We start from the raw sequence: 25,714 nt of genomic DNA on the forward strand, positions 1-25,714 counted from the left end.
GTGTTTCATAGGTGCGCCGGCAAAATCCCCACTTATACATCTCTACTCGGCTAAGATCAAACCAGCACTCTCATGGCAACCGAGAGATGGTTTGACCCTGATTGGACAGCGTGAAGAAGGTGGAGTACACCCTTGAAGATTTGTCTTGAGACAAGGCTTAAAAATCACATGTATTACCCTTACTTTTTCTCTGTGTGAGAGAGGTAGGAGTTAAGGGATTCTTTCTTGGTATCGATGTCGTCTTGGTGGTCAGCATAATCATGGGCAACTTTCTTAAAGGCATCTTCCACCGTAGAGAAAATATCAATAATGGTGGGGTCAAAATGATCTCCCCGTTCATCATAGATAATCGCTGCAGCAAGTTCATGGGACATGGGTTCTTTGTATACGCGACGACTAATTAAGGCATCATAGACATCTGCCAAGGCCATGAGACGTGCACTGAGCGGGATGGATTCTCCCGCTATCTTGAGCGGGTAGCCATTGCCGTTCCAGCGTTCATGGTGATAACGGGCAATTTCTTTGGCTATTTGCAGAAATGGAAGGCGAACTCCCAAGGAATCTTCTGCATTCTTTATGGCGCGAAACCCAAGTTCTGCATGGGTTTTCATTACCTTAAACTCATCATCGGTAAATCGTCCCGGTTTAAGAAGAATCTTGTCAGGAATTCCAACTTTCCCTATGTCGTGCAGGGGGGCCGTTTTATAGAGTGTTTCAATGTATTGATCTGTGAGGAGATCTGTATAATACCCCTGGCTCCGCAAGGATTCAGCCAATATTTTAATATAGAGCTGCGTTCGTCGAATATGATTGCCAGTTTCACTATCCCGAGTTTCTGCCAAAGAAGCCATGGCAAGGATGGCAACATCTTGCACTGCCACAATTTCCTCTGTTCGTTGTTCTACCAACTGTCCTAATTCAGCATTTTTTTCTTTCATAGTATCGGCGTTTTTTTTCAATAAAAGATGATTGGCAATGCGGGCTCGTAACCGAGGGGGACTGATTGGTTTGGTAATATAATCCGCTGCGCCAAGGTCAAAGCCAAGTTTTTCAGACTCAATATCTGTGGAGGCTGTTACAAAAATGATCGGTATGTGTTCTGTATGAGGGAGATTTTTTAAGTACACACATACCTCATATCCATCCATATCGGGCATCATAACATCTACGAGTATGATATCTGGTTGGGGGTGGTTTTGCGCAATTTCAACCGCTTTTTTTCCTTCGCGTACAGCAATTACTCGATAGGTGTCTTTTAAGGTGGAGCGAAGGCTGGCTAAATTCTGTGGTGAATCGTCAATCAATAAGACTGTCTGTGTGGGTACTGCTTCTTTCATGGAGTATCTCCCGAATAGATTGTTTGAAAACACTCAAGGGCTTCGGAAAAAGAGAATGACGTGATATACTCATCCACTTTGTGGGGTAGCTTTGGGTACTGTTTCAGTAAATATGTTTTATATGTATCCCAGATATCGAGAACTTCGGCATCGCTATTTTCTAAAAGGTCAATCATGGTTTGGAGCACGGCGTTCGGATCTTCCGGGGTCATCCCTGTCTCTTCCTCGGCATGCTCTTGTTGATATGCTTTTATGCAGCCAAGAACCTCTCGGAGCTCCTCCTGTATTGCCCGGGCTTTTTGTAGATTGCGAGGAGAGCCTTGTTCCTCGCGTGATACCTGTTCAAGTTCCGCAGCCAGACGTGCAAGCTGTTCTGCTCCGATAAGATCGGCATTTGATTTGAGAGTATGGGCAAGGCGGACATACGTATTTTGGTCTCCATCATGGAATGCACGACTGTATTCAGAGAAAAAATCCCCGTGCGATGTCACAAAAAGTGAGAGTTGTTTGTTGTACATCTCACTATCATTATCGGTGCGTTGCAGAGCTGTTTTCCAATTAAGGCAGGTAAGAAGTGAGAAATTTTGCTTCCGGGAAGAGGGCGGCTTGGGTGCCATACTTTTTTTCGATGGTTCTTCTGATTGAGGCAACCACGTTGCCAGGACCTCGTAAAAAGAGTTGATATCTATGGGTTTTACCACATGGGCATCCATGCCTGCCTCTTTCGATTTTGCAATGTCTTCGTTTCGGCCGTTGGCTGTCATGGCAATAATGGGGAGTGCTGCTCCACGACGAAGCTTACGGATATGCCGTGTCGCTGTATAGCCATCCATCACCGGCATTTGGCAATCCATGAGAATACAGTCAAAGTGGATATCTTGATTCTGTATAAACTCAACAGCCTCTTCCCCGTTGCAAAGGGTAACTGTCTCTATATCAGCACGGTGCAGTATATCTTCTGCTAATTCCTGATTCATTCGATTGTCTTCAACCAATAAGACGCGAGAGCCAGAAAAGGAAACCTCTTTGAGGGCAATACCGCGTTCATCTTCCGGAGAGTACCTGTGCTGTATTGTGGTAAAGGACTCAGCGAGCATGTCAAATACCTGTGACGGTATACATGGCTTGGTCATCACCCCTGAAAGGTGCACTCCTTTCTGCTCTGCAGTACGGGCAGCATCTGAGGCTTGCATTCCTGTCACTAAATACACGCACGGTGGCCGGGAAAGGGGGAGTTTTTGAATCTCCTTGGCGAGGGTTAGGCCGTCCATGTCGGGCATTCTCCAATCAAGAAATACTGCGGGAATACGCATGTTAATCTGTATGGCGTCAAGAAGAGTCTGAAGGGCTTCCCTGGAGGAATACACAGGGGTTGCATCCATACCGAAATTCGTAAGAATTTCGGTCATTACCTTTGCAGAAACGCGGTTGTCATCCACTACCAGACAGGGCATATCCTGTAAAAAAGCAGCATCTATGGTGGAACGTAAGGGGGCTGATCCATCGGCAATGGGGAGTGCAAGGGTAAAGAAAAAGGTCGTTCCCTGATCTTTTTTACTGCTAACCTCGAGAATTCCCCCCATAAGCTGTATAAGATTATAGGCAATGCTTAAGCCAAGGCCGGTACCGCCTCGTGAGTTGTGTTCATTTGTTTTTGCTTGTGCAAAGGGTGCAAAGACGGAGGCGCACTCTTCTTGGGTCATACCGATGCCGCTATCGGTAATTTCAAAATAGAGGGTGCTCTTTGTTTCTTCAGAGCCTACTTGTCGTATGGTGAGAACTATTTCACCGGTATCGGTATATTTTACGGCATTGCCACAGAGGTTGAGTAATACTTGTTCTATGCGTGTGGGGTCCCCAATCATCTTCTCATGGATGTTCATATCGTGAAGAATAAGAAATTGAATGTCTTTTTGCTGGCATTGTACGGTCATAATGCGGGCAACATTTTGTAATATTGGCTGCAGGGAAAAGGGGCGTTTGTCTATGGAGAATTGCCCGGACTCTAATTTAGATACATCCAAAAGGTCATTGATGATTTTCAGGAGATTTTTTCCCGCGTGATAAATATTTAGAATGTACTGTTTTTCTCGGGCATCTAAGTCGCCTTGTAAGGCTAATTGGGACATGCCGATAACGGAGTTCATGGGCGTACGAATCTCATGACTCATGTTTGCAAGGAACTCACTTTTAACGGCATTAGCCATTTCTGCTTCCAAGGCAAGGTCGGTAACATGGACAGTCTGAGCGTCCAATTCGGCCATGGTTTTTTCCAACTGTTGTGTCCGTTCCGTTACGCGTCTTTCCAAGTCGTCTTTCTGTGCCTGTACTTCCTTGTTTTGTTCTTGGATTCGTGCAACAAGGGTATTGAAGCCTTGCACAAGAGCATTTATTTCACGGCCCGGTACGGAAATGTCACGGACCGGGGAGAGTTGTTCTACCCGGTCCATCATTTTTACCCGCTGAATAAACTGGGAAAGGGGGGATTCGATAAGGCGTCGGGTTAGGAGCCAAAGAAGTGCCTGGACCCCTGCCATGGAAAGAAGAATAAAGAGACCAGAAATGCCCAAAGACCGCAGGAGTTCCTGTTGAATAACTCGATGTGGGGTATACAGATGTATTGATACGGAAGGGGGAGGCTCATTTTCACCGGGGAGTGCATTATGCACATGGAGATAGGATGTTTCTTCCGTGGGGGGATTTCCTGCATGAAAGGTATGGTACGCACTGTGAATTTCAATGTATGAAACTGGGGTTTGTTCCGCAATATATGCGGTGGATGAGCTGATAAATTCATCAATAAATGACTTGTGTTCAGCCATGTGAGGATGGGTGTAGCTGGAAATGGCTTCCTCATACATGGGGAGCATCGTGTGCATCTGTTGCTCCATGTTAGCGCGAAATTGATTTTCAACACGGGGCTTCTGCACCAGATATTGCACGGTGACGAGTGCCATAAAGAGGAGTGACAGAGCACAAAGGGTCTGTTGTAACAAAATACGGTGCAGAGGTGGTTTTTGCAACAGTGTATCTCTTGATAAATAGATGATTTTATGAGTGTAGCATACTTGATGTTACCATGCCATGAAAAAATGCAGGCATGGTAAGAATCTCTCCTGGTTTTTTGAAGGTTTTCTTGACTATCAGGTTGTGCATGCCTCCTACGGAGAGTGACGGAAACATGCCGTACCGGAGAAAACTTGTCATCATATGTCACATGAAAGGTGTATATTACGGTGAGTATGGTTTAATGTACAAGGGCAGAGATGAAAGTGGCAGTGATTGGAAGCCGATCCTTTTCTACGTACGAAATTATGGCAAAACATCTGAGTACCTATGCTATTTCCGAGATTGTTTCAGGGGGAGCACGGGGGGCAGACACTCTGGCAGAGCAGTATGCTGCGTGCAAAAATATTCCCCTCAAACGGTTTCTTCCCGACTGGAGGCGGTATGGAAGGGCTGCGGGTATTCGGCGAAACTGTGATATTATCAACTATGCTGATCAGGTAATCGCCTTTTGGGATGGTAACTCCCGTGGCACCAAACACAGTATCACCTATGCGCAGGGACAGGGAAAAAAGATCTTCATTGTACGCGTTGGCGGGAAGGTGCTTCCGGAGCCCATACCGAAAGAATCTTATGAGCACTCAAAAGAAAGAGGATGTAATGAGTATGTATGAAAGAATTATGTCGCGATGTACGCCGGGAGAGCCCTGTTGCCCCGAGGCACTGAAAGATCTCTTTTCCGGGTTTGAGCCGATTGTCGCTGTTTCCGAAGATGATTTTTCAGCTTTTTTGCAGTTTCATACAGATATTGTGTGCCTTGACATGAATACTCTTGCCCCGGCTGATCTCCATGGGGGACCCTGGGGAGTGTTTACCGTGGTGGAAGTATCTTCTGCGGCAACCCTAGAGGAGTATACCAGACTCATAGATACGGTACAGCAGCACTCCTCCGTACAGAGTCAGCTTTCCGCGGTGTTTTGCACTGAAAACGCCCCCCGTGTACGGGGTGTGCTGTTTCGTGGGCGGGTAAGAACGCCTTAGTAGGCATTGAGACGGGACTGTTTTGAAAAGAGGGTCTTTAGAATTATTTTTATATCCATGAAAAGTGACCAGTTTTCCAAATAATAGAGATCGAACTCAACCCGTTTATGAATGTGTGAATGGGTTTTTACATGTCCCCGATAGCCATTTACCTGAGCCCATCCGGTGATACCCGGTTTTATAAAGTGTCGCCGCATGTAGTCAGATACCTGACTTCGGAAATTATCCGTATCTGCCAGCATGTGGGGGCGCGGCCCCACAAGGCTCATATCACCCTTGAGCACATTTAATAATTGGGGCAGTTCATCCAGATTTGTTTTGCGCATCAGTAAGCCGAGGGCGGTTTTTCGTTGTTCCCGTTCTTCGTCGCTTTCATCGCCGGGGCTGTTTTTTTGCCGCATGGAACGAAATTTATAACAGGCAAAGTCCCTGTTTTTATAGCCCGTTCGTGTTTGGGTAAACAGGATGGGCCCGGAAGAGGTTGCCTTGATGCTTATGGAAAGAACGATGAGGAGCGGTGAGAGTAGGATCATTCCCAGAAGGGCCCCGAAAATATCCATACCTCGTTTCATACATTGATTATGCAGGCTGTCCAGGGGGAGGTCACGCAGGGTGAGCAGGGGCATGGTTCCAATGTAATTGACTTGCACGGGAATGTCGTACCAGCGTGAAAAGTCCGTGGTGAAATGAACACGAATTCCCGTATCCTCCGCAGCGGTAATGAGGTTTCGTACGGCGTCCTTGTATTTGAGGGGGGTGGCTATGATAATCTCATCGATGCAGTGTTCTGTAAAAATCGTTTCGGCGTTGGTAAAGTTACCTAAGATATGGGAGCCGCTCCGTTCATGGTCGATAAAGCCTATACAGGTTCTGCCAAGTTGGGGGTAGAGGGAGAGTTCCTCGGCAATTTTTTCTCCCAGAGGGCCTGCACCCACGACGACAACGTTGATACCGCGATGACTTGTGCGGGTGATACGACGCAGTATTCCGTTTATTCCTCCCCGGACGAGAAAAGAAAGGGTTGCTTGCAGAAGGGCAAAGAGGCTGATTTGGAGGCGCGAGTAGGGGATATCCTTCACAAGAAATGCGCCCGACCAGAGAAGTAGCCAAAAAAGAATAAGGAGCTTTATGGTTTTTGAGAGACGAAAGCGGAGCCCCGGTTGAAAGGACGGAGCGTAATATCGCAGGTGGGTTGTTACGGCAATCCACACGAGGAGGGAGTAGGCTAAAAAGAGTTTCTCCGCCGTGGTGAAAGAGCATGCCCCAAATCGGAAATAGATAGAAAAAAAGAACGTAAAACCGAGCAATAGTATGTCGGCACTTTTATATGCATAGCGGTATGCATGCAGAATTGTTTTCACTGGATACTCCTCAACATTGCTTATGGTGATGTTTTTGCTACGGTTATGTGCGTCGCAGCAAGATGAAGAAAATAGTATATGTATCCACAGAAGAGATAAAAAAAGAGCCCTTTTTTATGAGAAAAACATATTTTACGCGGCATATATTCACATGGGTAGGAGTTGTACCGTGAAACATTCTTTTTTGATTGTCCTTTTGAGTCTTACTTCCCTCTTTGCCTATACCGACCGATCTCTCGCTGAGGAGGTTGCAGTTGAGGTAAGCGGAGCCCTGGTGACTCCCGGTACGTATCGGGTGGCACCAAATCAGCGTATTATTGATGTTATTAAAATGGCCGGTGGCGGAGAATTACCTCCCCTGGAACTGGTTGATTGCAGAGCCGTATCTGTGGTAGACTCGGAAGGGCGTATGGAACAGGTTGATCTCTTACGCTACATAAATACGGGAGATCTTGCCCATAATCCCTACGTAGAGGGGGGGCAGAGTATTCGCATCGGTTTTGCCACAGAGCGGGTGTATATCTCAGGAGATATTCAGGGAGGTCTTGTGGGAGATGTGCCGGTTCGGTCCGGTGAAACCGCACGGGAGCTGCTCGAACTGTATACGCTCAACCCTACGGCAGACACCACCACCGTACTCTTTGAGCGGGTGGGAGATCCCCCGCGGGAGTTATCTCTTGCTGAGTTGGGGGATGTGGCCCTTCAGAATCTTGACGGGATTACGGTTTTTCCTCATATGGAACGAACAGAGGTACACCGAGTTGAATTGGGAGGAGAAGTGTTGCGCCCCGGGGTATATGCCATAACCCATGGAGAAACCACGGCGCGGGAGCTTCTTGCTCGGGGTGGTGGTGCCGCTTCTCTCGGGGATACCAGCCGTGCCTGGGTGTTGCGACGGGAAAAAATAAAATCTCTGCCCAAGGAGTCGCTCCTGGCGGGTATGGAGAATCTTCGCCGGGAAGTAACATATAGTATGTCCAACGCCATGCATTCCGGGGATTATGCAATTATTCCCTTACGAGAGTATGGCCATGTGCCTCTTGAAGATGGAGATCTGCTGTACATACCACGCCGTGAAAAGAAGGTTTATCTAAGTGGGAGCGTAAAGCGTCCCGGGGCATACCCCTACACCGACGGAAAGAGTGTTGATCATTATGTAGAACTTGCCGGAGGATTTCGCCAGAATGCAGACCCGAATGGGGTGTATGTGGTAGAGACCTATGGAGACCATCATCGTATTCTTACGGAAGATGCCCTGCGAGCAGGTACCATGGTGGTTGTGCCCGAATTTGACCGAGAAGGACGGACCCGATTTGTTCTGGAAATTGTTCGTACCAGTGCAACTATTCTCACCTCACTCATTACGGTAGGCACCTTTGTCTACAACGTATCAAACTAGGCAGAAGGGGGATACCTATGGAACTTCATGAATATTGGCATCTCATTGTGCGTCGGCGAATGATTCTCATTCTCTCAACAATTCTCTGTACGGCCGTGGGCCTTACCTATATTTACTATGCCACTCCCGTATATGAGGCAGCGGGGAAGGTCTTAATTACGGATGCCCCCGCAGAGATTGGTCTTGGAGGCTCTGCTCGGTCCAGAGACCTCATGCTCTCTGCCATCGGCTCTCGTTCAGACCCCCTTATGACACAGATTGAAATAATGCAGACCCGTCCTCTTCTGGATGAAGTAATTGAAAAGCTGCACTTAGTTGACGATTCTGGGCAGGCCCTTACTGCTCGGGCGCTTCGATCGCGGTTCTCCTTTTCGGTTCAGCCCAACACAAATGTGATTCGCTTATCCTGTCGTCACCCTGAACCAGAGGTGGCAGCGGTACTTATCAATACCTTGGCCGATGCGTATATTCGGGTAAATGGAGAGATGAATCGTCAGCGTGCCCGGGCGGCAAAGGAGTTTATTGAGGAACAATTGCATACACAAAAGATGATTCTCGATTCTACAGAAGCAGCCTTAGTTGCATACAAGGGAGATATCGGTTCTATTAGCCCTGATCAGGAAACCCAGTTGCGCATTGGTGGTATTGCCCAGCTAGAAACCGATTTAATGCGTTTGGAAAGCAAACGTATTGGTGCTCGGGCAGAGCGACGTGATCTTCAGGAAAAACTGGAACAACCCGGTGCCCGTAACAGTTCTCTCTTTTCGCACTGGCGCTCGGCCCTGGAGCGGGTGAACACGGAGATTGCAAGCATTGAAGCCCAGAAGGGAAGTCTTGAGGCAAAAATTGCCGCGCGACGGCGGGAGCTCTCCAGTCTTCCTGCACAGGAAATTAAGTATGCAAACCTCCTGCGTGATCGGGAGATTCAGAAGAATCACTACGTCCAGCTCTTAAGCCAGTATGAAGACTTCCGTATTCAGGAAGCCGCTAATATTTCGACGGTAAAGGTGGTTGAACCAGCCATTGCACCGGATTTCCCCGTTGAGCCAAATAAAAAGAAACTGGTGGTTCTTGCCGTTCTCGGCGGGCTTATGGTTGGCTTCGGACTTGCTCTAATTCGTGAATACCTCGATGATACGCCCCGTTCCCTTGAGGAGATCCGGGAGCTTCTGCCCTATGACTTTCTCGGTGCCGTGCCGTATATGAAAAAACATACACCGCTGTACTCCTGCAGCAGTGACCAGGCCTTTGCCGCTGAGTCAATTCGTTTGGTGCAGACAAATCTCAAATTTTCCGGGGTTCTCTCCGATGAACACAATATGCTCATGGTGACAAGCTCGCAACCGGGAGAAGGAAAGACGACAACCACCATTAATCTTGGTGTTACCTATGCCGAGCTGGGAAAAAAATGTGTTGTCGTAAATCTCGATCTCCGTCGTCCCGCCTTTCATACAATTCTGGGACGCACCTTTGAAAAAGGGCTTACGGATTATCTGGTGGGAGATGCCTCCGTGGAGGATATTGTCTATACCCATGATGTAGAACACCTGCATATTATTCCCTCGGGTACCACACCGCCAAATCCCTCAGTACTCCTGGCAAATAGTCATATGAACGATCTTATGGACCGCTTGCGAGCAGAGTATGACATGGTGCTCTTTGACACTCCCCCGGTGACCATGGTTGCCGAAACCCTTTCCCTTGCCCCCTCCATGAACGGCATTGTGCTGGTGGTGGATTCGGAACACTCCTCTGTTCGTATGCTGAAGCAGATGTCTGCTGTCTTAGATGGGAAGAACCTTTCGATTCTCGGCTTTATGGTAAATAAGGCGGAGCGGGGAAAACGGAATGGCTATTATAGCAGCTACACGCAGGAGTCATGAGCATGAAAGAGGCGGGGGATGGTTCTATCTATCTCCCGGGCAATAGAGGAAAACACCCGTCTATACACTCGGGGAGATTTTCCATAGGGGTCTTGAATCTCTCGTCGGAGGCTTGTGCGCCCAAAGCCGCGTAAGAGAACGGTTCGTTCGTGTACCCTAGGATAGTAGAGATGGATATGCTCTGTATGCTGCCGTTCCATACAGAAGATCCATTCTGCCGTGGCAAGAATTTCGGCGGAGATGGGGCGTGATCGATGTGTTGCAAGGGGTGCTCCAAACCGTTGTGCTGCCTCGTGAGCTTCGGGCGGGCTTTTTTGTCTTGTAACCCCGCCGTGCCCATGGATGTTACCGGGATGTGCGGGTAGTGGTGGTGACAATAGGCTTCTGCAAAGGCACTTCGACAGAGATTTCCTGTACAAATAAATATGTACTGCATTTGAGTTCCCCTAGAGAAAAAAGAGTAGATAGACCGTCCATTGTGGCAGGGTTGAAAAACCCTCTTTCAGAGAGCTTCCCCGAGGGGGAGCATACCCCGCTTTACGGCCTATTTGCACCCGGTGCTTTCGCGGAGGCTCTTCAAAATATATCCTTTCCACGGAATGGTCCACCCCTTCTGCACCGTAGATTCGATATGCTCCGTAATTTTTTTGAATACCCAGATTATGCCGATACTCCAGGCCCAGACGGAATTTTCTGCTTCCGCCGTGAATACGTACCACGGGGCCACCAAAGCTGTGGTGTTTTCCCTCTGCAGAGTAGAAGAGGTGGAGCAGCCCCTCATGTTCATCCGTTCCGTCATGGTAGGTGTAGATCCCCGAGGTATCCCCCTGTCGGTCTCGTTCGGTTAGCTGGTACCCCAGGCTGATTCCACCGGAAACGTGGAGCCATGAGCGCAGATCTCGTCCATAGAGGTAGGTAAAGAAGGCTGTGCCGAAGATTTGGAGATCCATATGATGGGTCTCTTCACCGGTGAAGGAATTACGGCGGGTTTCCGTATCATCGGGAACAAGGCTGTAGCGTCCCGTAATGGCCATGGTGTGGCGATCACGAAGCACAAAGCCTCCCTGCAGACTGGTCACGGTTGAAAGACGACCCCCGCCGGGATGCACCGTAGAATAGGAGAGTGCCGCATAGGAACGGATATTCTTAGCAGAAACAGAGATATGGAGTAGACACATCACAGCAAGAACAAGGGCAAACAGCTTCACGGGCGCTCCTTTTTATCATATCATACCATTTGTACTCTCCTTCGCAACGAAAAGATGCGTGATGGCCTATCTCCTGTTATTTCATGTACTCCCGATGAGTGAATCTCCACAATAAATTCATAAAAAATTCTGTTTCACCGGTGCAAAAAACGTATATTATGGCGCTCACAGGAAAATAGGGAGTGTTTCTCCCGCTTCACATAACAAGGTTGTTCTCATGAGAGTTCTTTTTGTGTACGGAACCCGTCCGGAAGCCATAAAGATGGCTCCCTTGGTGCGTGCGTTTCAGGAAGAACCCGCCTTTGAGGTACGGGTTTGTGTTACCGGTCAGCATCGTGAAATGCTCGATCAGGTCTTGTCCTTTTTTGAGATTACCCCCGAATATGATCTCAATCTTATGAAGCCGAATCAGACCCTCTTCTCACTCACGGCCGATGTCCTTACGGGGCTGGAACCCATTATCGACTCCTTCAAGCCGGAATTACTCTGGGTTCAGGGAGATACCACTACGGTTATGGCGGGCTCCCTTGCGGGGTTTTACAAACAGATTCCCGTGGCACATCTGGAAGCAGGGCTTCGTTCGGGAAATCGTTTCTCCCCCTTTCCCGAAGAGATAAACCGAAAGGTGACCGGCCATATTGCAGACTACCACTTTGCTCCTACGGCCCGGGCCGTAGAAAATCTTGCCGCCGAGGGTATTTCTCAGAAGGTGTGGCAGGTGGGAAATACGGTCACCGATGCCTTGCTCTTAGGGCTCAATATTATCTCAGAGCGGGGTGAATCTCCCTATGAACAGGCCTTTGCCGAGATGGGCGTTGATTTCTCAAAACGGGTTATTCTCGTTACGGGGCATCGCCGGGAATCCTTCGGTGGTGCCTTTGAGCAAATGTGTTCTGCCATGAAAGAGATAGCCCAAACCTATGCGGATGTTCAGTTGGTATATCCGGTGCATCTCAACCCTAATGTGCGAACCGTGGTGCAGGAGGTATTATCCGGGCTTTCCAATGTTATTCTCATTGATCCCCTTGACTATCCCTCGCTGATTTGGCTCATGAATCGATCTTTCATGGTACTCACCGATTCCGGCGGTATTCAAGAGGAAGCCCCCACCTTGGGCAAACCTGTTCTCGTTATGCGCGATGTAACGGAACGACAGGAAGGGGTTGAGGCCGGCACGGCAAAACTTGTGGGGACATCGAAGGAGGTTATTCTCCGAGAAGCCTGTGCGCTTCTGGACAGTACAGAGGCCTACACAAAAATGGCCAATGCGGTAAACCCCTATGGAGATGGAACCACAAGTTCACAGATTGTACGGATTGTAAAAAAGGAGCTCCTCTCCCCAGATCGTACCACACCGCCGGCTACGGAGTAGCACGGAACCACCCGTCTTTGTTCAAAACAGGGCGGAGACGGGTAGGGCTCTGTTACTGCTGTGGAGCCGCGGGGATGAGGAAACAAGAGGGAGTGTATGAACCGCTCCTTATTAAGAACATACAACGAGATATCAAAACATACGAAGGAGCATCACATGGTTCTAAATACTCTGAGAGAATTTCATGCAGATCACAGCGACGCATTCACGGCCCCCCTTGCAGTGGAGAAAGTGTGTGTGGTTGGCTTAGGCTATATCGGACTTCCCACGGCGGCCCTTCTGGCCAATCGGGGCTACACCGTTCACGGGGTGGATGTCAACCGTGAAGCCATTGAGACAATTAATTCCGGAAAGATCCACATTGTAGAACCGGATCTTGATATGTTTGTCCATGCGGCGGTGGAGTCAAAGCGTCTGCGCGCTGATACGGTGCCCAAGGCATCGGATGTGTTTATGCTCTGTGTGCCCACGCCCTTTAAAAGAAACGATACGGATATACCCGAGCCTGATCTATCCTATGTGGAGTCCGCCGCACGGCAGATTGTTCCCGTACTCAATGACGGTAATATGGTCATACTGGAATCCACCTCCCCCGTGGGGACAACGGAGCTTGTGGAGAAGACCCTGCGTGAAAACGGGGTTGATACGGAAAAAATCGCCATTGCCTACTGCCCTGAGCGGGTGCTTCCGGGAAAAATCATGTACGAACTGGTGGAAAATGACCGCATTGTGGGCGGAATAAACGATTACTCCACAAAAATGGTATCCGCCTTTTACCGCTCCTTTGTGGTGGGAGAGGTATTGGAGACCGACTGCCGCACGGCGGAAATGAGCAAGCTGACGGAAAACGCCAGCCGGGACGGGCAGATTGCCTTTGCCAACGAACTATCCATGACCTGCGATACTCACGGCATTGATGTTTGGGAGCTGATCTCCCTTGCAAACCGGCACCCCCGTGTGAATATTCTCAATCCCGGAACTGGTGTTGGTGGCCACTGCCTTGCAGTTGACCCTTGGTTTATTGTGGATAAGGATCCGGCGCATACCAAGCTTATTGCGCAGGCTCGTCGTACAAACGACTATAAAACAGAGTGGTGTATTGAGAAGGTGAAGGCTGCGGCCTATAAGTTTCAAGCTGAGAGTGGTAAAGCGCCTACAGTGGCTTGTATGGGGCTTGCATTTAAGCCCGATATTGACGATCTGCGTGAGTCTCCTGCTCTGCGGGTACGTGAAGCTTTGGAGGAAGAATCATTCCATCTGCTTTCTGTGGAGCCTAACTTGGAAGAGCAGGAGAAAAATGGACTTTGCTCTTACACAACTGCTGTGGAAAAGGCTGATATTGTGGTGTTTTTGGTGGCGCATCGGGAATTTGGGAACCTCAATATCCCTGAGGGAACCCGTGTTCTTGATTTTTGCGGGGTGAGGAAGTAGATGTTGTTTAGTCTGTTACAATGGTGTAGATAATGCGAAAACTTATCTTGAAAAATTCCTTCTTTTCCGTAACACAGATGCTTCTGAAAATGGCCTTCCTGTTCATTCTGTACCGTATAATTTACAGAGAACTGGGGGTGGAAGAGCTGGGGCTTTGGTCTCTCACCTATGCCTTTCTCTCATTTCTTGATTATGCATCACTGGGGATTCCCGGTGGTATTGTAAAGTTTGTGGCACAGTATGCAGCCCGAAAAAAATATACAGAGTGTTCGGAGCTGGTGCAGACTTCAATTATGATGATGTTTGGCCTTAGCTGTATGGCCTTACTCATTGGATATCCCATCGTTCGTCTCTTACTGCTTCAGCTTGTGGACAGTGACACGACGCTTCTTTTAGAACTATTGAATTTGGGCGCCATCGCCTTCATACTACAAATGATTTACAACTCCTATGTATCTGTCTATGACGGGTTTAATCAGATTTACCGGCGTAATATTGTGAGTATGGTAGGTGAAACAATTCACTTTATTCTCTCCATAGTATTCATATTTCGTTTTGGGATTATCGGTGTGGTGTATGCTAAAATTATTGAACACCTGATTATACTCATTGGTGCTGTTTTTGTTATTCCCACATTTTTTAAAGAGATGCCCTATATTCCCCGGGTATTTAAGGCAAAATACCTTCGTGAAATCTTGGGGTATAGTCTTCATTTTAAGGTGGCGGGGCTTATGGCATCCCTTGTTAATCCCCTTTTGCGGGCACTGATAAACCATTACGGTGGGCTGGGTCTGGTGGGGTATTATGAAATGGCACAAAAATTAGTGCATAAATTTTCCCGTTTGGTTGCTGTGGCGCTGCAGTCTCTTTTTCCCACTATTGCTGCGTTAAAAGAGACCGATCCTGATAAAATGTATACGGTATACACCATGGTTTTTCGTGTGATACTTTCTGCGGTATATCCGGCAATGCTTTTGTTTGGTTTTGCGGCTCCCTTTATTTCACTTGTCTGGCTTGGGGAAATGAGCATCATCTTTTCCGCCCTTGTTGTTGTGTTGAGTATCACTTACGGCAGCGAAATTATAAAGTTTCCCGCCCGGCTCTGTATGTTTGGGTTGGGGGAGCTGAAATGGATTCAGATCACTAATGGTATTACCCTCGCCCTTGTGACTTTTTTGGGGAGCGTCGGCGGTGTTTTTTTTGACGGTGTTGGGGTTGTTGCTGGTACCAGCATTGCCCTGTTTATCTCCTTTAATCTCTTAACAGTGGTGTTTCACAGAATACACCATATACCCCTTTTCTCTCTTATTTCTCTTAAAACAAAACTGGTATATCTTTTTCTCGGAATACTGTATATTCTCCTGGTACATTTGTATAGAGGCTCCTTCGGAGACTATTTTCTTACACTGTACGGGGGTATTGGCACAACAGCTCTTATTTTAGTTGTTGCGGGAGCACATAAGGATATGCGTATGCTTATACAGGGGAAAAAAGCATGATACCGCTCGGGTTGTTTTTTGTTTCTATTGCCCTGCTTTTGCAAAACAAACGCAAAGAAGCCGTTCTGTTTTTCCTGTTTTATGCAACGGGGGGAATGGGATTTCTTGGTCATGGTTACTCTTTTGCCGGAGTATCCTTTCGGTCAACAGATCTTGCCATCGGATTTATCTTGTGTCTGACCATACAATCTCTCTTCTGGTATAAAATGGGAGTTGCACGTCGTAGTGCAAGTCCCCCTATTCTTGGATTGTGGAAGTTGTTTGTTGGCTATCTTGTTGTATTGATCTTCATTGATCAATTATTTGATGCCCCCTCCCTGTCTGATACCTATCGTATGATGCGGCAGTGGATTATCCTGTCCGTCCTGTTTCTCATACCGATTTTATCGCCGCAGGAGCAGCGGTGGTGTATAGAAAAGGTGGTGCTTCTTACCATGATTCAGCTCTTTTTCTTTTTTATGCAGCCCGTCGTCGGTTATGAAATATCTCAAGGGATAACGCGGATTAATGAGTTTGGATCGGGCTTTTTACGGTATATAAATTTTCCCACCTACTGGCCGGTGGCTCTCTGGTATTTTGCCTTTCACCCATCCCTCTCACCAAACAAGAAAATTGCTGGTGTCACATGGGTTCTTGTGACTCTTTCCATAACCCTGTCCCGTTCTCTCTATGGCACTATTACCCTTGGTGTTTTTCTGTATGGAATGCTTTTTCTTCCCACTGCCCAAAAAATAAAACTCTTTCTGGTTTTCCTTATTATTGCAGCAGGACTTCTTTCCTTTCCCCCCTTACGAAACCGCCTTGCTACCGGTTTTGATGAAATAGAGTATATCATGGCCTATGACGGCGATATTGAAGCCTTGCGTGGACGGGGGAATATGACCTTTCGCACCATACACTTTATTGAACGGTTTCAGTATCTTTCCACGTCCCCCCGTCTTTTTCTCTTTGGCCTCGGCTTTATTCATGAGCAAAGCATGACGGATCAGATCTTTACGGTGGGGCTTCTTGATGAACGAAATAATGTTATCCAGCTGGATACAGGGGATATCGCCTGGTCACTTATTCTTATCCGTTTTGGTATGCTGGGGGTTGTTTTCGTGATACTTTTAAATATAACCATGATACGGTTTTTCTGGAAACACCGTACACGCCATTTTGGAAAGATCGGCTTTGTGTACTGCGCCTCTACATTTATCACAAGCCTTGCTTATCCGGAAATGGCCCGGGCAAGCTATTATATAGTACCTTTTATTATGATATCATACTTGCATAACACGAGGAATATCGATGAAGAAAATAGTCCATCTCCTCTTCTCTCTTAATACGGGAGGAACAGAAAATATGGTGGTTGATATTTGCAACTGCCAAGTAGAGTATGCTCAGGTTTATCTGATAATAATTCATGATTCAATTAATCAAATGGTTTTATCTCAACTTTCTGACAAGGTGAATTTAATATGCTTAAAAGAAAAACCTCCTACTAAAATTCCTTTTTTTGTGTTTGGTCTATGGCTCAGGCTTTTTAAACTGCGTCCAGATATACTTCACCTCCATAATCGAATGAGCTTAAAACTGTTTCCTCATTTTACTAAGAGATTTATTAAAACGATACAGTTTACCTTTCACACAACAGGAATTGCACCTGGGAGAGATGTTTTAAGAGTTGATAGCTGTTTTTCAATTTCGAATGCAGTTCGTAATGAACTCATTGGACGAACTGGTATCGATTCAACCGTTATCTACAATGGGATTGCTGTTGGTTCTATTCCGTGTAGAAATGTACGTAATGCACCAGAAAAAACATTTAAGATTGTTCAGGTTGGAAGAGTCGATTTTTCCATTAAGGGGCAGGACATTCTCTTAAAAGCCGTTGCTCAATGTATTAAAAAATCGTCTCATCAAGAGGTAACTGTCGATTTCTTCGGTGATGGTAAAGATTTAGATGCGCTACAGTCATTAGCTCATGAATTGAATATTAGTGAGAAAGTAACCTGTCACGGTGGAGTTAAAAAATCCCAGATCTATTCAAAACTGAATGGGTATGATCTTTATGTTCAACCATCAAGAATTGAAGGTTTTGGACTTACCATTGCCGAGGCTATGGCCGCAAAAGTTCCTGTTGCTGTTTCAAATATTGAAGGGCCAATGGAAGTTGTAGATGGCGGGAAATATGGGTTTGTATTTGAAACGGATAATGTAGATGCTTGTGCAGATGCTATTGCGCTATGTATAGAAAATTATAACAATGGAAACATCCAAGAAACGGTTGAACGTGCCTATGAGCGTGTTTCAACTTTATTTAATATTGAAGAAACAAGCAAGAGATATGCAGAGATAGGGGAATAGAATATGCATTCACCGCAAGAGTATATAAAAAATAATATGAAATTATTTCTTGCACCAGATGAAGAATTTCTGAAAGTTGATTACAAGGGTATTCAGAAAAAAGCATTTCAAAGTACTGTGCGTGAAGTATCCAGTCTTACTATCATTTACAAAAAAGATACTAAGGTGAGAAAAAAAGAGGTTTTCCTCAAAACCGGCGGGGATCAGTATGAGACATACTCTGCCTATACTTCTCTGTATGAAAACATGGCGGGCACAACTGCACAAAAATCAATGCCACGCTTCTATGCCTATGACAAAACCACTAATACTCTTTACATGGAATATCTAAGGGGAACACCGGCAAAATACGGGGTGTTAAAAAATGCCTGTTTTCCCTTTGTAGGAAATAGTAAAGAGGGGTCTTTCTTTGAAGAATTAGGTGTATGGCTTCGCACATTTCATGATAAGAATAAAACTGCTGAAACTGTTGGGATACAGCAATTAGCTTCATATGCTCTTACGGCTTTGGAATTCACCGAAAACTTTACTGCTCAGGAAAAAGCGGTAGTACGCACGAGTATCCAGGCTTTTCGTGAGAAATATAAACAGGCGAATTTTTCCAAAGTACAAAATCATAATGACTTTACTCTGCGGAATATTTTAAAAGGGAAAAACAGGTTCTACATCATTGACTGGGATGCGACACAGCATCCGCTTTTTGATACATATGCTCCAATATGGAATGATATCACATCCTTTTATATAAACACCATGAGCATGAGCCGTTTTGCCCCGGTAATTTCTCGGAATAAAACAGAAGGTTGGTGTAAAAGTTTTCTCAGGGGCTATTTCACAGATTATGCAGATAATAATGAAAGAATAACTGACTTTATTTGGTTTTTTATATTGATGCATTCACTTGGGTGTATCGGTGACAGAGATTCCTTTGCTGTCTATAAAAATGTTAAATGTATCAAATCATATATGAGTGATTGGTTCAAACCTTTTGTACTGAACGTTACCATAAAAAAAGTGGAGAATACTAAATGAAAATACTCATGATTGCAGATTTTCCACCACCGGAAGGTGGTGTCACAATCTTAGTCAAAGCGTTGGCTGACTATCTAAAGGATTCATCTGAATGCTCTCTCATAACCTATGATATTATGCAGAAATCAAAACGAAAGGGAATTTCATTCTTAAAGCCTTTTGATAATATTTATACGCTAATCAAATATCTTGTTTTTCTTCCATTTTTTATACATAAAGCAGATGTAATCACCCTGCACTTACCCACGACAAAGATAATTACTTTTGCCATCCCCGCTCTACTATGGTCGAAAGTAATGGGGAAACCGATAATACTCCGTAAATTTGGCGGTACAAACTTTTACTCATACTCGTCATTAAAACGAGCTCTTTCACATTTTGTCGCTCGCTCGGTTAATCTTTACTGTGCAGAAACAAAGACCTTGATAGAGAGTGCAATGAGTAATGGCATCACTAATGCACAATGGTTTCCTAATAATAGGATAATTCCGTCTATCAGCAGAGAGAATCTGCGTGATCAATGCTCTGAATTTGTCTATGTTGGTCAAATTCGTGAAGAAAAGGGGCTTGCTGTACTATCTGAAGCTCTCTCCCTGCTACCAGAGGAGAGTCCGATACATGTCACTTTATATGGTTCTATCTGTGACAATGTAATTACAGAGGAATTTATCAATAAGACACCGCACATGAAATATGGTGGATCACTACCTTCAGACAAAGTTCATGAAACAATAGCAAAGTATGACTGCTTTGTTTTTCCTACATTTTGGCATGGAGAAGGATATCCTGGTGCTCTTATAGAGGCGCTAAGTATTGGACTTCCTGCTATTATTTCTGATTGGGGGGCGGTTGGAGAAGTTACAGATGCAACATGTTCGGTCACTGTCCCGGTAAAGGATCCCAAAGCATTGGCCGAATCAATGATGTTTATGTATGAAAATGTGTCCACTTGGAGATCAATGACACACGCAGCTAAAAATCGCGGCTCACTTTTTGATACAAATAGATGGTCAACTATTTTTTTAGGATGGTGTCAAGATTTTGTAACAGGAGGAAAGAATGTCGATTGATAAAATTCTAAAAAAACTACCCCCACAATGTGCGACTCTTGCATTTTCTCTCTATGGTGTGTATCTCAATGGCACTCGATACAATAAAGAATATGATCGTGTGTATAAAGAACTGCTTTCCCATGAAAAGTGGTCACAGGATCAAATACGAGAGTATCAATTTAGACATGCTCGGGAAATAATTAAAGAAGCTATTACGCATGTGCCCTATTATCGAAAATGGGCATTGGAAGTCGGTTTTTCTTTACATGATTTTAACTCATTGGATGATATTACGTTGTTCCCTATCTTAGAGCAGAAAACTGTAAAAGATTCCCCTGAACTCTTCATAAATGAAACTATTAAACAGATGAAAGTTCGTTGGACGAAAACTGGTGGAACAACAGGACGGGGTTTGTCGCTACCCATTAGCTTGGGAGCTGATCATATTACTAAGGGGATTGGTTGGAGAGCTCGATCTAGATTTGGTATTGAAAGAAATCAATGGTTTGCTCAAATATTTGGGAGAGATTTCATAAACCAAAGTGTAAAAAATGGACCATTTTATGCAGTAAATTACCCAGGAAAGCAGCTTTTTTTAAGTGCACATCATATATCAATAGATACAATTTCGCATTACTGTGAAGTACTTAATAAGTATAAACCAATTTATTTGACAGGCTATCCATCTATATTGACTGTAATGGCAGCCTACATGGAGCATTTGGGACTAAAACTAAAATATAAACCAAATGCAATTTGGACAAGCTCCGAAGTTTTGTTAGGTCATCAGGAAGATATTATTACGAGAGTTTTTTCGGCTCCCTGCCTACAACTTTATGGCCAGACGGAGCAAGTCGCAGAAATAATAACAAATAAAAATCATCAACTCCAAGTTGAAGAAGAATTCGGCTACTCTGAGTTTATACCTGTGGAGGAAAATCTTTACTCACTTATTTCTACAGGGCTGCATAATTTTGCTTTCCCTTTAATTCGCTATAACACAAATGATTTTGTTACTATTAAGTCAGGTACAAATTCTTGGCCAAGATTAGTAGAAAAAATTGATGGTAGGTATTCTGATTTCTTGGTCGATCGTAATGGTAAAAAAATATTTGCAATTAATCAAGTTTTTAAAAATGTTGTGAATATTAGTGGCATTCAATTTCATGAGGTGAAACAAGGATCTTATAATGTTTTGTATGAAAATATTTATGGTGACTGCGAAAAAGATCTAACATCAATTCGTATGAGCCTTGATAATATTGGTGGTAAAGGTATACTATTGAATTTTATTAAGGTTGATAAAATTATGAAGACAAAAAATGGTAAGACTCCTTTAATTATTCATTCTGAAAGTAACATTATATGAATAATAATATAATTATCATTGGAACAGCTCCACAAGGTCTTTTCATAAACCGACTTTACTCAAAGGCTGGTTATAAAACAATTATTGTTACCACAAAAAAAATGCAGGTTGGTATAGTCGTTATGGTAAAAAGATGCATGCTGATTCAGAAGCGAGCTTAAAAGATATACTTAAAGATCTCTCAGAATCACACGGCGCCGTTCCCTGTATAATTACAAGTGGGCCCGAACTCAACTTTATAATCCATAATTTTCCTGAGCTTTACACACTTTTGAATGTAATGCCTAATCCCGTTGATGAGGTTCGGGTTTTTTCCAATAAATATGAGACCTATAGAAAAGCTAGGACTGTCGGAATTAATACCCTTTCATCCTATTCTATGACAGAAGCGATTGAAAAAATCGATGACCTTCCATATCCATGCATAGTAAAATGGAATTCTGAAATTCACTTAATTAACAAAAATAACTTTAAAACCTCTGTGGTTAAATCAGTTACTGAATTAAAGAATTTAACATCAAGCTTTAATCAAGGGGATTTAAATCATCTTCTTGTGCAACAATTTATAGATTCCTCTCAGCATTGCAATATCTCATATCTCGGTTATTTTGATAATGGCATACCACGGCTTGGGCTCTTAGTGCAACAGCTAAGACAATATCCACAGGGCATAACATCATATCTAAAGGAATATAAAGGCTTCTTGTCTAAGGATCTTGCAAAAAGTGCAGAGCAACTGATTGGAGGTGGTTCATACACTGGATTTGCGGAGGTTGAATTTAAGCTTACAAACGATATGAAGACAGCATACCTTCTTGAAGTAAATCCTAGAACCTGTGGTTGGTCAAGTGCTTTAATAGGGAAATATCCCAATATGATTAATCATATTTTACATGGTGAGCCATTAAAGGTAAACAACAATTTAGAATGGTTTAATATTCTCCGTGATCTCAGAGCGGTTTTGAAGAGTACCGAGTCTCTACCTAAAAAAGTATCTCAACTTTTCTCTTTTATTAAACCTAAAACTGTTGATGTCTTCTCAATAACTGACCCTCTTCCCTTTATAAGTCCCCTGCTGGAAAAGTGTACAAAATAAGGAGCGATTTACATGATACACCTCATACTATCTCTTGACTATGAGCTATTCGGAAACGGTGCTGGTGACACTAAGAAAATAAAGATAGAGCCTACAAGCAGACTGCTTTCAATATGTAATAAGCACGGTGCTAAACTCACAATTATGTGCGAAGTAGCAGAATATTGGGCATTCAAAAAAGCAGAAGAGGAAGGGCTTCTTTCTCATCTTTCCTATTCACCATCGAGACTTATTGAAGAGCAATTACGGTATGCCATATCACATGGTCATGATGTTCAACTTCATCTTCATCCTCAATGGATTGGTGCAAAGTACACTAATGGATTATGGCATCTTAATATGGAACAATACCGTATTGCCGATTTACCTCATGGATTAGGTGATATTGATGATGAATTCTCAATATTAGGTGCATTGAAAAAGGGTAAGGATACGCTTGAAAATCTATTAAAACCAATAAAGCACGACTATACATGTTCCTCTTTTCGCGCTGGTGGTTACTACGTACAACCAGAAAAAGAGGTTATAGCAGCAATGAAACAGCTGGGTATTCTTTTAGATAGCTCTGTTGTTAAAGGTTTAAAAATTGACTCGCCATGGAAGTTGGACTATACTGATGCGTATAAAAATTATGGCTATTGGTGGTCAAAAGAAGATTCTCTTACAGAACAAGGGAATGCAGGTGAGGGTATTCTGGAATTGCCGGTTTTTTCAGAGATGAAACCCTATTTCCTTAATTTTCTTCCACAAAAATTAATGGCAACTTTAAAAAGAAGAAAAATTGAAAAATCTGACCCTCATCGAAGCATAAACAGAAAAGCAAGTACACCTTCTAGCTCTACGGTTTTACAAAAACTCTTTTCTCCTCATCCGCACAACCTTGATTTTTGTAAACTTTCAGCAGGTGAGATGTACAGAACCGTTCTTAATATTGTAAATAATAATAAAAATAGTGATATAGTACCTATTGTGCTTATAGGTCACAACAAAGACTTTTGGAACGACCGCCAACTTTCTCGCTTTCTCCACAAAATTGCAAAACATCCGGATGTTCGATTTTCTACCTTTTCTAACATTCAAAAGGAGATACTCAATAAATGACAATTACCCAAATAACCAAAGACCTCGCCACATACTGTAAATCCCACAAATACGCCGGCTACGACCCTTACGACGGTCTCAACAGCCCCTTTATTCAATTGGTGACACTGAAAAACAAATACCTCCGAATAGTAGCAACGCAATGTGTTCGCCGTTTCCCCTTCAATATCCGCCCTCTACTGGGCATAAAAAAAGGAGAGAATCCAAAAGGGATTGGTCTTTTCCTCGGAGGCTACACAAAACTCTATGCAGTTGACCCCAAAGAGGAGTATAAAAAAGAGGTAGAGTACCTCTTTACACGGCTTGAAGCTCTTCAATCAAAGGGATATTCCGGTGCCTGCTGGGGGTATAATTTCGACTGGCAATCTCGAACCTTTTTTCGTCCCGAAGGTACCCCGACAATTGTAAACAGCTCCTTTATCGGCCATGCCCTGCTCGATGCCTATGAGGTGTTCAAAGAGGAGAAATATCTCAATCTTGCTTTGAGCATACGGAAATTTCTCCTTAACGATCTACATCGCACTAAACTTGATGATGAGAGCTTCTGCTTCTCCTATACTCCCGTTGATACAGGAGTGGTGCACAACGCCAATATGCTTGGTGCATCTCTTCTTATACGACTCTACAAGCATTGCAGGGAGGAGGAGGTAAAAGAGGCGGCTCTTTCTGCGCTCTCCTACTCCATGAAGCATCAGAGAGAAGATGGATCATGGTATTATGCGGATACCTTTTCGGAAAAATGGATCGATTCGTTTCATACGGGATTTAATCTGGAAGCGATACGGTGGTTTTTCCGTGAGGGTTTTTGTGAGGAGTATCGAGAAGCCTATGAAAAGGGTGTTACCTACTACGCAGAAAACTTCTTTCTGGAGGATGGCACGCCGAAGTACTATCACAACAAAACCTATCCTATTGATATTCATGCACCAGCACAGGCGGTGGTTTTCTTTAGCGGTGAGGGTGACAGGTATAGCGAACTTTCAGAGAGAATCCTTCGCTGGATGAATAGTAATCTATACAGTGGGAAGGGGTGGTATTACTTCCGAATCAATCCGGGGAATGTCAATAAGATATCATATATGCGCTGGACGCAGTCCTGGGCTTTTCACGGGCTCACGGAGTATCTTCGGGCACAAAAAAAGGAGCAGAAATGAACGCAGTACAGGAATTCGGTCTCACCATCCACACACCGACCGTGGCAGAAACCATGACAGCTATCGAAGAGGCGGTGATCTCCAAAGACCGCGCCCTGCAGCATATCGTGGTCAACTCTGCAAAGATTGTCTATGCACAGAAAAATGAGGAGCTTCGCCGGGCCATAAACAATTCCGACATTGTCAATATCGACGGGCAGGCCGTGGTGTGGGCCCTGCGGTTTCTTGGTCATACTGTCCCCGAACGGGTGGCGGGATGTGATCTGTTTCAGACCCTGGTGGGCCTGTGCGCACAAAAAGGCTACCGGCCCTATTTTTTGGGTGCCCGTCAGGAAGTGCTGGATGCCATGATTGCCCGATTCAAAAAAAACTACCCTGCTCTGGATATTGCGGGCAGCCGCAACGGCTATTTCTCTCAGGATGAGGAGGCGGAAATAGCTGCGGATATTGCACAGGCACAGCCGGATATGCTTTTTTTAGGTATCACAAGCCCCAAAAAGGAGATTTTTATTGATACCCACACGGTAGATATGAATATTCCCTTTACCATGGGGGTGGGGGGCAGCTTTGATATCGTGGCGGGAAAGACACAGCGTGCGCCGCGCTGGATGCAGAAAAATGGTCTGGAATGGCTCTACCGCATCTACCAGGAGCCCCGCCGCATGTGGAAACGCTACGCCGTGACCAATACATTGTTTATTTTGCTGGTGCTGAAGAGAAAGCTCTTTGGGGGGAGAAGTACCCACGGTGCATAATGTTCCTTGAAGGGGGTGTTTTGGCGTGGAGAAGGATGCGCGCTTTACAAGGCATGGGTACTTCCGTCACGCGGAGAACCCCGGGGTATTCACGCCCGCTCAAAGCACTCCTACGGGGGCTACTTTGTTCATGTTTTAAACCTCCCGTGGGGAGTGGACCTGCCCGAAAAAAGTATATAGAGAGTTAAGCCATACATTCTGGTTTTCCACTAAAATATATCTGTTCCATTTGATCCGGCGTCTTCCATCCATTCGCTGAATGTTTTTGA

Annotated in this window: 20 protein-coding genes and 1 pseudogene; 16 read left to right on the forward strand and 5 right to left on the reverse strand. The window is 44.8% G+C overall.

Annotated features, from left to right (window positions below; translation table 11 throughout):
- Nucleotides 1-179: 179 nt before the first annotated feature.
- Nucleotides 180-1,337 carry an HD-GYP domain-containing protein gene (locus CALK_RS08005; protein WP_022637174.1) on the reverse strand — a complete coding sequence of 386 codons (1,158 nt, stop codon included), beginning with the start codon at nt 1,335-1,337 and terminating at the stop codon, nt 180-182.
- Entirely contained in the window at nt 1,334-4,360 is a 3,027-nt protein-coding gene (locus tag CALK_RS08010; protein WP_022637175.1) for a response regulator, read from the reverse strand. Before CALK_RS08010 ends, CALK_RS08005 begins: the two co-directional genes overlap by 4 nt.
- Nucleotides 4,361-4,603: 243 nt before the next feature.
- Between CALK_RS08010 and CALK_RS08015 the strand changes: the two genes are divergently transcribed.
- Nucleotides 4,604-5,017, forward strand: a complete 414-nt coding sequence (locus CALK_RS08015) for a DUF2493 domain-containing protein (protein WP_022637176.1) — start codon at nt 4,604-4,606, stop codon at nt 5,015-5,017.
- Nucleotides 5,004-5,384, forward strand: a complete 381-nt coding sequence (locus CALK_RS08020) for a hypothetical protein (RefSeq protein WP_034637415.1) — start codon at nt 5,004-5,006, stop codon at nt 5,382-5,384. The genes CALK_RS08015 and CALK_RS08020 overlap by 14 nt, the downstream gene beginning before the upstream one ends.
- Here CALK_RS08020 and CALK_RS08025 read toward each other — a convergent pair.
- The gene (locus CALK_RS08025; protein ID WP_022637178.1) at nt 5,381-6,745 is read right to left on the reverse strand and encodes an exopolysaccharide biosynthesis polyprenyl glycosylphosphotransferase; all 1,365 of its coding nucleotides are present in this window, start codon (nt 6,743-6,745) and stop codon (nt 5,381-5,383) included. The genes CALK_RS08020 and CALK_RS08025 overlap by 4 nt on opposite strands.
- A 169-nt stretch (nt 6,746-6,914) precedes the next feature.
- Here CALK_RS08025 and CALK_RS08030 point away from each other — a divergent pair, with 169 nt between their 5' ends.
- Together CALK_RS08030 and CALK_RS08035 are read left to right on the forward strand one after the other, a co-directional pair.
- Complete coding sequence (locus CALK_RS08030; protein WP_022637179.1) at nt 6,915-8,144, forward strand: SLBB domain-containing protein; 1,230 nt, start codon at nt 6,915-6,917, stop codon at nt 8,142-8,144.
- A 17-nt stretch (nt 8,145-8,161) separates the two neighbouring features.
- On the forward strand, nt 8,162-10,027 hold the full coding sequence (locus CALK_RS08035) for a GumC family protein (RefSeq protein WP_022637180.1): 1,866 nt from the start codon (nt 8,162-8,164) through the stop codon (nt 10,025-10,027).
- Here CALK_RS08035 and CALK_RS08040 read toward each other — a convergent pair.
- Nucleotides 10,009-10,463 (reverse strand): annotated as a pseudogene (locus tag CALK_RS08040) (arsenate reductase/protein-tyrosine-phosphatase family protein). The gene CALK_RS08035 and the pseudogene CALK_RS08040 overlap by 19 nt on opposite strands.
- Before the next feature lie 10 nt (nt 10,464-10,473).
- Nucleotides 10,474-11,235, reverse strand: coding sequence for a hypothetical protein (locus tag CALK_RS08045; RefSeq protein WP_022637182.1), 762 nt, complete (start codon nt 11,233-11,235; stop codon nt 10,474-10,476).
- A gap of 217 nt (nt 11,236-11,452) precedes the next feature.
- On the opposite strand from CALK_RS08045, the gene wecB reads away from it, so the two are divergent.
- From wecB to CALK_RS08105, 12 genes are all read left to right on the forward strand, one after another.
- Nucleotides 11,453-12,607, forward strand: a complete 1,155-nt coding sequence (gene wecB / locus CALK_RS08050; protein WP_022637183.1) for a non-hydrolyzing UDP-N-acetylglucosamine 2-epimerase — start codon at nt 11,453-11,455, stop codon at nt 12,605-12,607.
- 156 nt (nt 12,608-12,763) lie between these two features.
- On the forward strand, nt 12,764-14,038 hold the full coding sequence (gene wecC, locus CALK_RS08055; protein WP_022637184.1) for a UDP-N-acetyl-D-mannosamine dehydrogenase: 1,275 nt from the start codon (nt 12,764-12,766) through the stop codon (nt 14,036-14,038).
- Between the two features lie 32 nt (nt 14,039-14,070).
- A complete protein-coding gene (locus CALK_RS08060; RefSeq protein ID WP_022637185.1) occupies nt 14,071-15,537 on the forward strand; it encodes an oligosaccharide flippase family protein in 1,467 nt (488 codons plus the stop codon).
- Nucleotides 15,534-16,862: a hypothetical protein gene (locus CALK_RS08065; protein WP_022637186.1), complete on the forward strand. Its 1,329-nt coding sequence runs from the start codon at nt 15,534-15,536 to the stop codon at nt 16,860-16,862. Before CALK_RS08060 ends, CALK_RS08065 begins: the two co-directional genes overlap by 4 nt.
- On the forward strand, nt 16,828-17,886 hold the full coding sequence (locus CALK_RS08070; RefSeq protein WP_022637187.1) for a glycosyltransferase: 1,059 nt from the start codon (nt 16,828-16,830) through the stop codon (nt 17,884-17,886). The genes CALK_RS08065 and CALK_RS08070 overlap by 35 nt, the downstream gene beginning before the upstream one ends.
- 36 nt (nt 17,887-17,922) lie before the next feature.
- The gene (locus tag CALK_RS08075; protein ID WP_162146720.1) at nt 17,923-18,918 is read left to right on the forward strand and encodes a BUD32 family EKC/KEOPS complex subunit; all 996 of its coding nucleotides are present in this window, start codon (nt 17,923-17,925) and stop codon (nt 18,916-18,918) included.
- Complete coding sequence (locus CALK_RS08080) at nt 18,915-19,988, forward strand: glycosyltransferase family 4 protein (RefSeq protein ID WP_022637189.1); 1,074 nt, start codon at nt 18,915-18,917, stop codon at nt 19,986-19,988. Before CALK_RS08075 ends, CALK_RS08080 begins: the two co-directional genes overlap by 4 nt.
- A complete protein-coding gene (locus CALK_RS08085) occupies nt 19,978-21,339 on the forward strand; it encodes a phenylacetate--CoA ligase family protein (protein ID WP_022637190.1) in 1,362 nt (453 codons plus the stop codon). The genes CALK_RS08080 and CALK_RS08085 overlap by 11 nt, the downstream gene beginning before the upstream one ends.
- Before the next feature lie 133 nt (nt 21,340-21,472).
- The gene (locus tag CALK_RS08090; protein WP_022637191.1) at nt 21,473-22,435 is read left to right on the forward strand and encodes an ATP-grasp enzyme; all 963 of its coding nucleotides are present in this window, start codon (nt 21,473-21,475) and stop codon (nt 22,433-22,435) included.
- A 12-nt stretch (nt 22,436-22,447) separates the two neighbouring features.
- Nucleotides 22,448-23,536 carry a polysaccharide deacetylase family protein gene (locus tag CALK_RS12255; RefSeq protein WP_022637192.1) on the forward strand — a complete coding sequence of 363 codons (1,089 nt, stop codon included), beginning with the start codon at nt 22,448-22,450 and terminating at the stop codon, nt 23,534-23,536.
- Complete coding sequence (locus tag CALK_RS08100) at nt 23,533-24,690, forward strand: glycoside hydrolase family protein (protein WP_022637193.1); 1,158 nt, start codon at nt 23,533-23,535, stop codon at nt 24,688-24,690. The genes CALK_RS12255 and CALK_RS08100 overlap by 4 nt, the downstream gene beginning before the upstream one ends.
- On the forward strand, nt 24,687-25,445 hold the full coding sequence (locus CALK_RS08105) for a WecB/TagA/CpsF family glycosyltransferase (protein ID WP_022637194.1): 759 nt from the start codon (nt 24,687-24,689) through the stop codon (nt 25,443-25,445). The genes CALK_RS08100 and CALK_RS08105 overlap by 4 nt, the downstream gene beginning before the upstream one ends.
- The last annotated feature ends 269 nt before the right edge of the window (nt 25,446-25,714 follow it).

It is taken from the genome of Chitinivibrio alkaliphilus ACht1 (assembly GCF_000474745.1).
In the GTDB taxonomy this organism is placed as follows: domain Bacteria; phylum Fibrobacterota; class Chitinivibrionia; order Chitinivibrionales; family Chitinivibrionaceae; genus Chitinivibrio; species Chitinivibrio alkaliphilus.

Coding starts and splice junctions, on each gene's coding strand:
- CALK_RS08005 (WP_022637174.1), bottom strand. CDS start 1,337: ATGAAAGAAGCAGTACCCACACAGACAGTCTTATTGATTGACGATTCA.
- CALK_RS08015 (WP_022637176.1), top strand. CDS start 4,604: ATGAAAGTGGCAGTGATTGGAAGCCGATCCTTTTCTACGTACGAAATT.
- CALK_RS08020 (WP_034637415.1), top strand. CDS start 5,004: ATGAGTATGTATGAAAGAATTATGTCGCGATGTACGCCGGGAGAGCCC.
- CALK_RS08035 (WP_022637180.1), top strand. CDS start 8,162: ATGGAACTTCATGAATATTGGCATCTCATTGTGCGTCGGCGAATGATT.
- wecB (WP_022637183.1), top strand. CDS start 11,453: ATGAGAGTTCTTTTTGTGTACGGAACCCGTCCGGAAGCCATAAAGATG.
- wecC (WP_022637184.1), top strand. CDS start 12,764: ATGGTTCTAAATACTCTGAGAGAATTTCATGCAGATCACAGCGACGCA.
- CALK_RS08060 (WP_022637185.1), top strand. CDS start 14,071: ATGCGAAAACTTATCTTGAAAAATTCCTTCTTTTCCGTAACACAGATG.
- CALK_RS08065 (WP_022637186.1), top strand. CDS start 15,534: ATGATACCGCTCGGGTTGTTTTTTGTTTCTATTGCCCTGCTTTTGCAA.
- CALK_RS08070 (WP_022637187.1), top strand. CDS start 16,828: ATGAAGAAAATAGTCCATCTCCTCTTCTCTCTTAATACGGGAGGAACA.
- CALK_RS08075 (WP_162146720.1), top strand. CDS start 17,923: ATGAAATTATTTCTTGCACCAGATGAAGAATTTCTGAAAGTTGATTAC.
- CALK_RS08080 (WP_022637189.1), top strand. CDS start 18,915: ATGAAAATACTCATGATTGCAGATTTTCCACCACCGGAAGGTGGTGTC.
- CALK_RS08085 (WP_022637190.1), top strand. CDS start 19,978: ATGTCGATTGATAAAATTCTAAAAAAACTACCCCCACAATGTGCGACT.
- CALK_RS08090 (WP_022637191.1), top strand. CDS start 21,473: ATGCATGCTGATTCAGAAGCGAGCTTAAAAGATATACTTAAAGATCTC.
- CALK_RS12255 (WP_022637192.1), top strand. CDS start 22,448: ATGATACACCTCATACTATCTCTTGACTATGAGCTATTCGGAAACGGT.
- CALK_RS08100 (WP_022637193.1), top strand. CDS start 23,533: ATGACAATTACCCAAATAACCAAAGACCTCGCCACATACTGTAAATCC.
- CALK_RS08105 (WP_022637194.1), top strand. CDS start 24,687: ATGAACGCAGTACAGGAATTCGGTCTCACCATCCACACACCGACCGTG.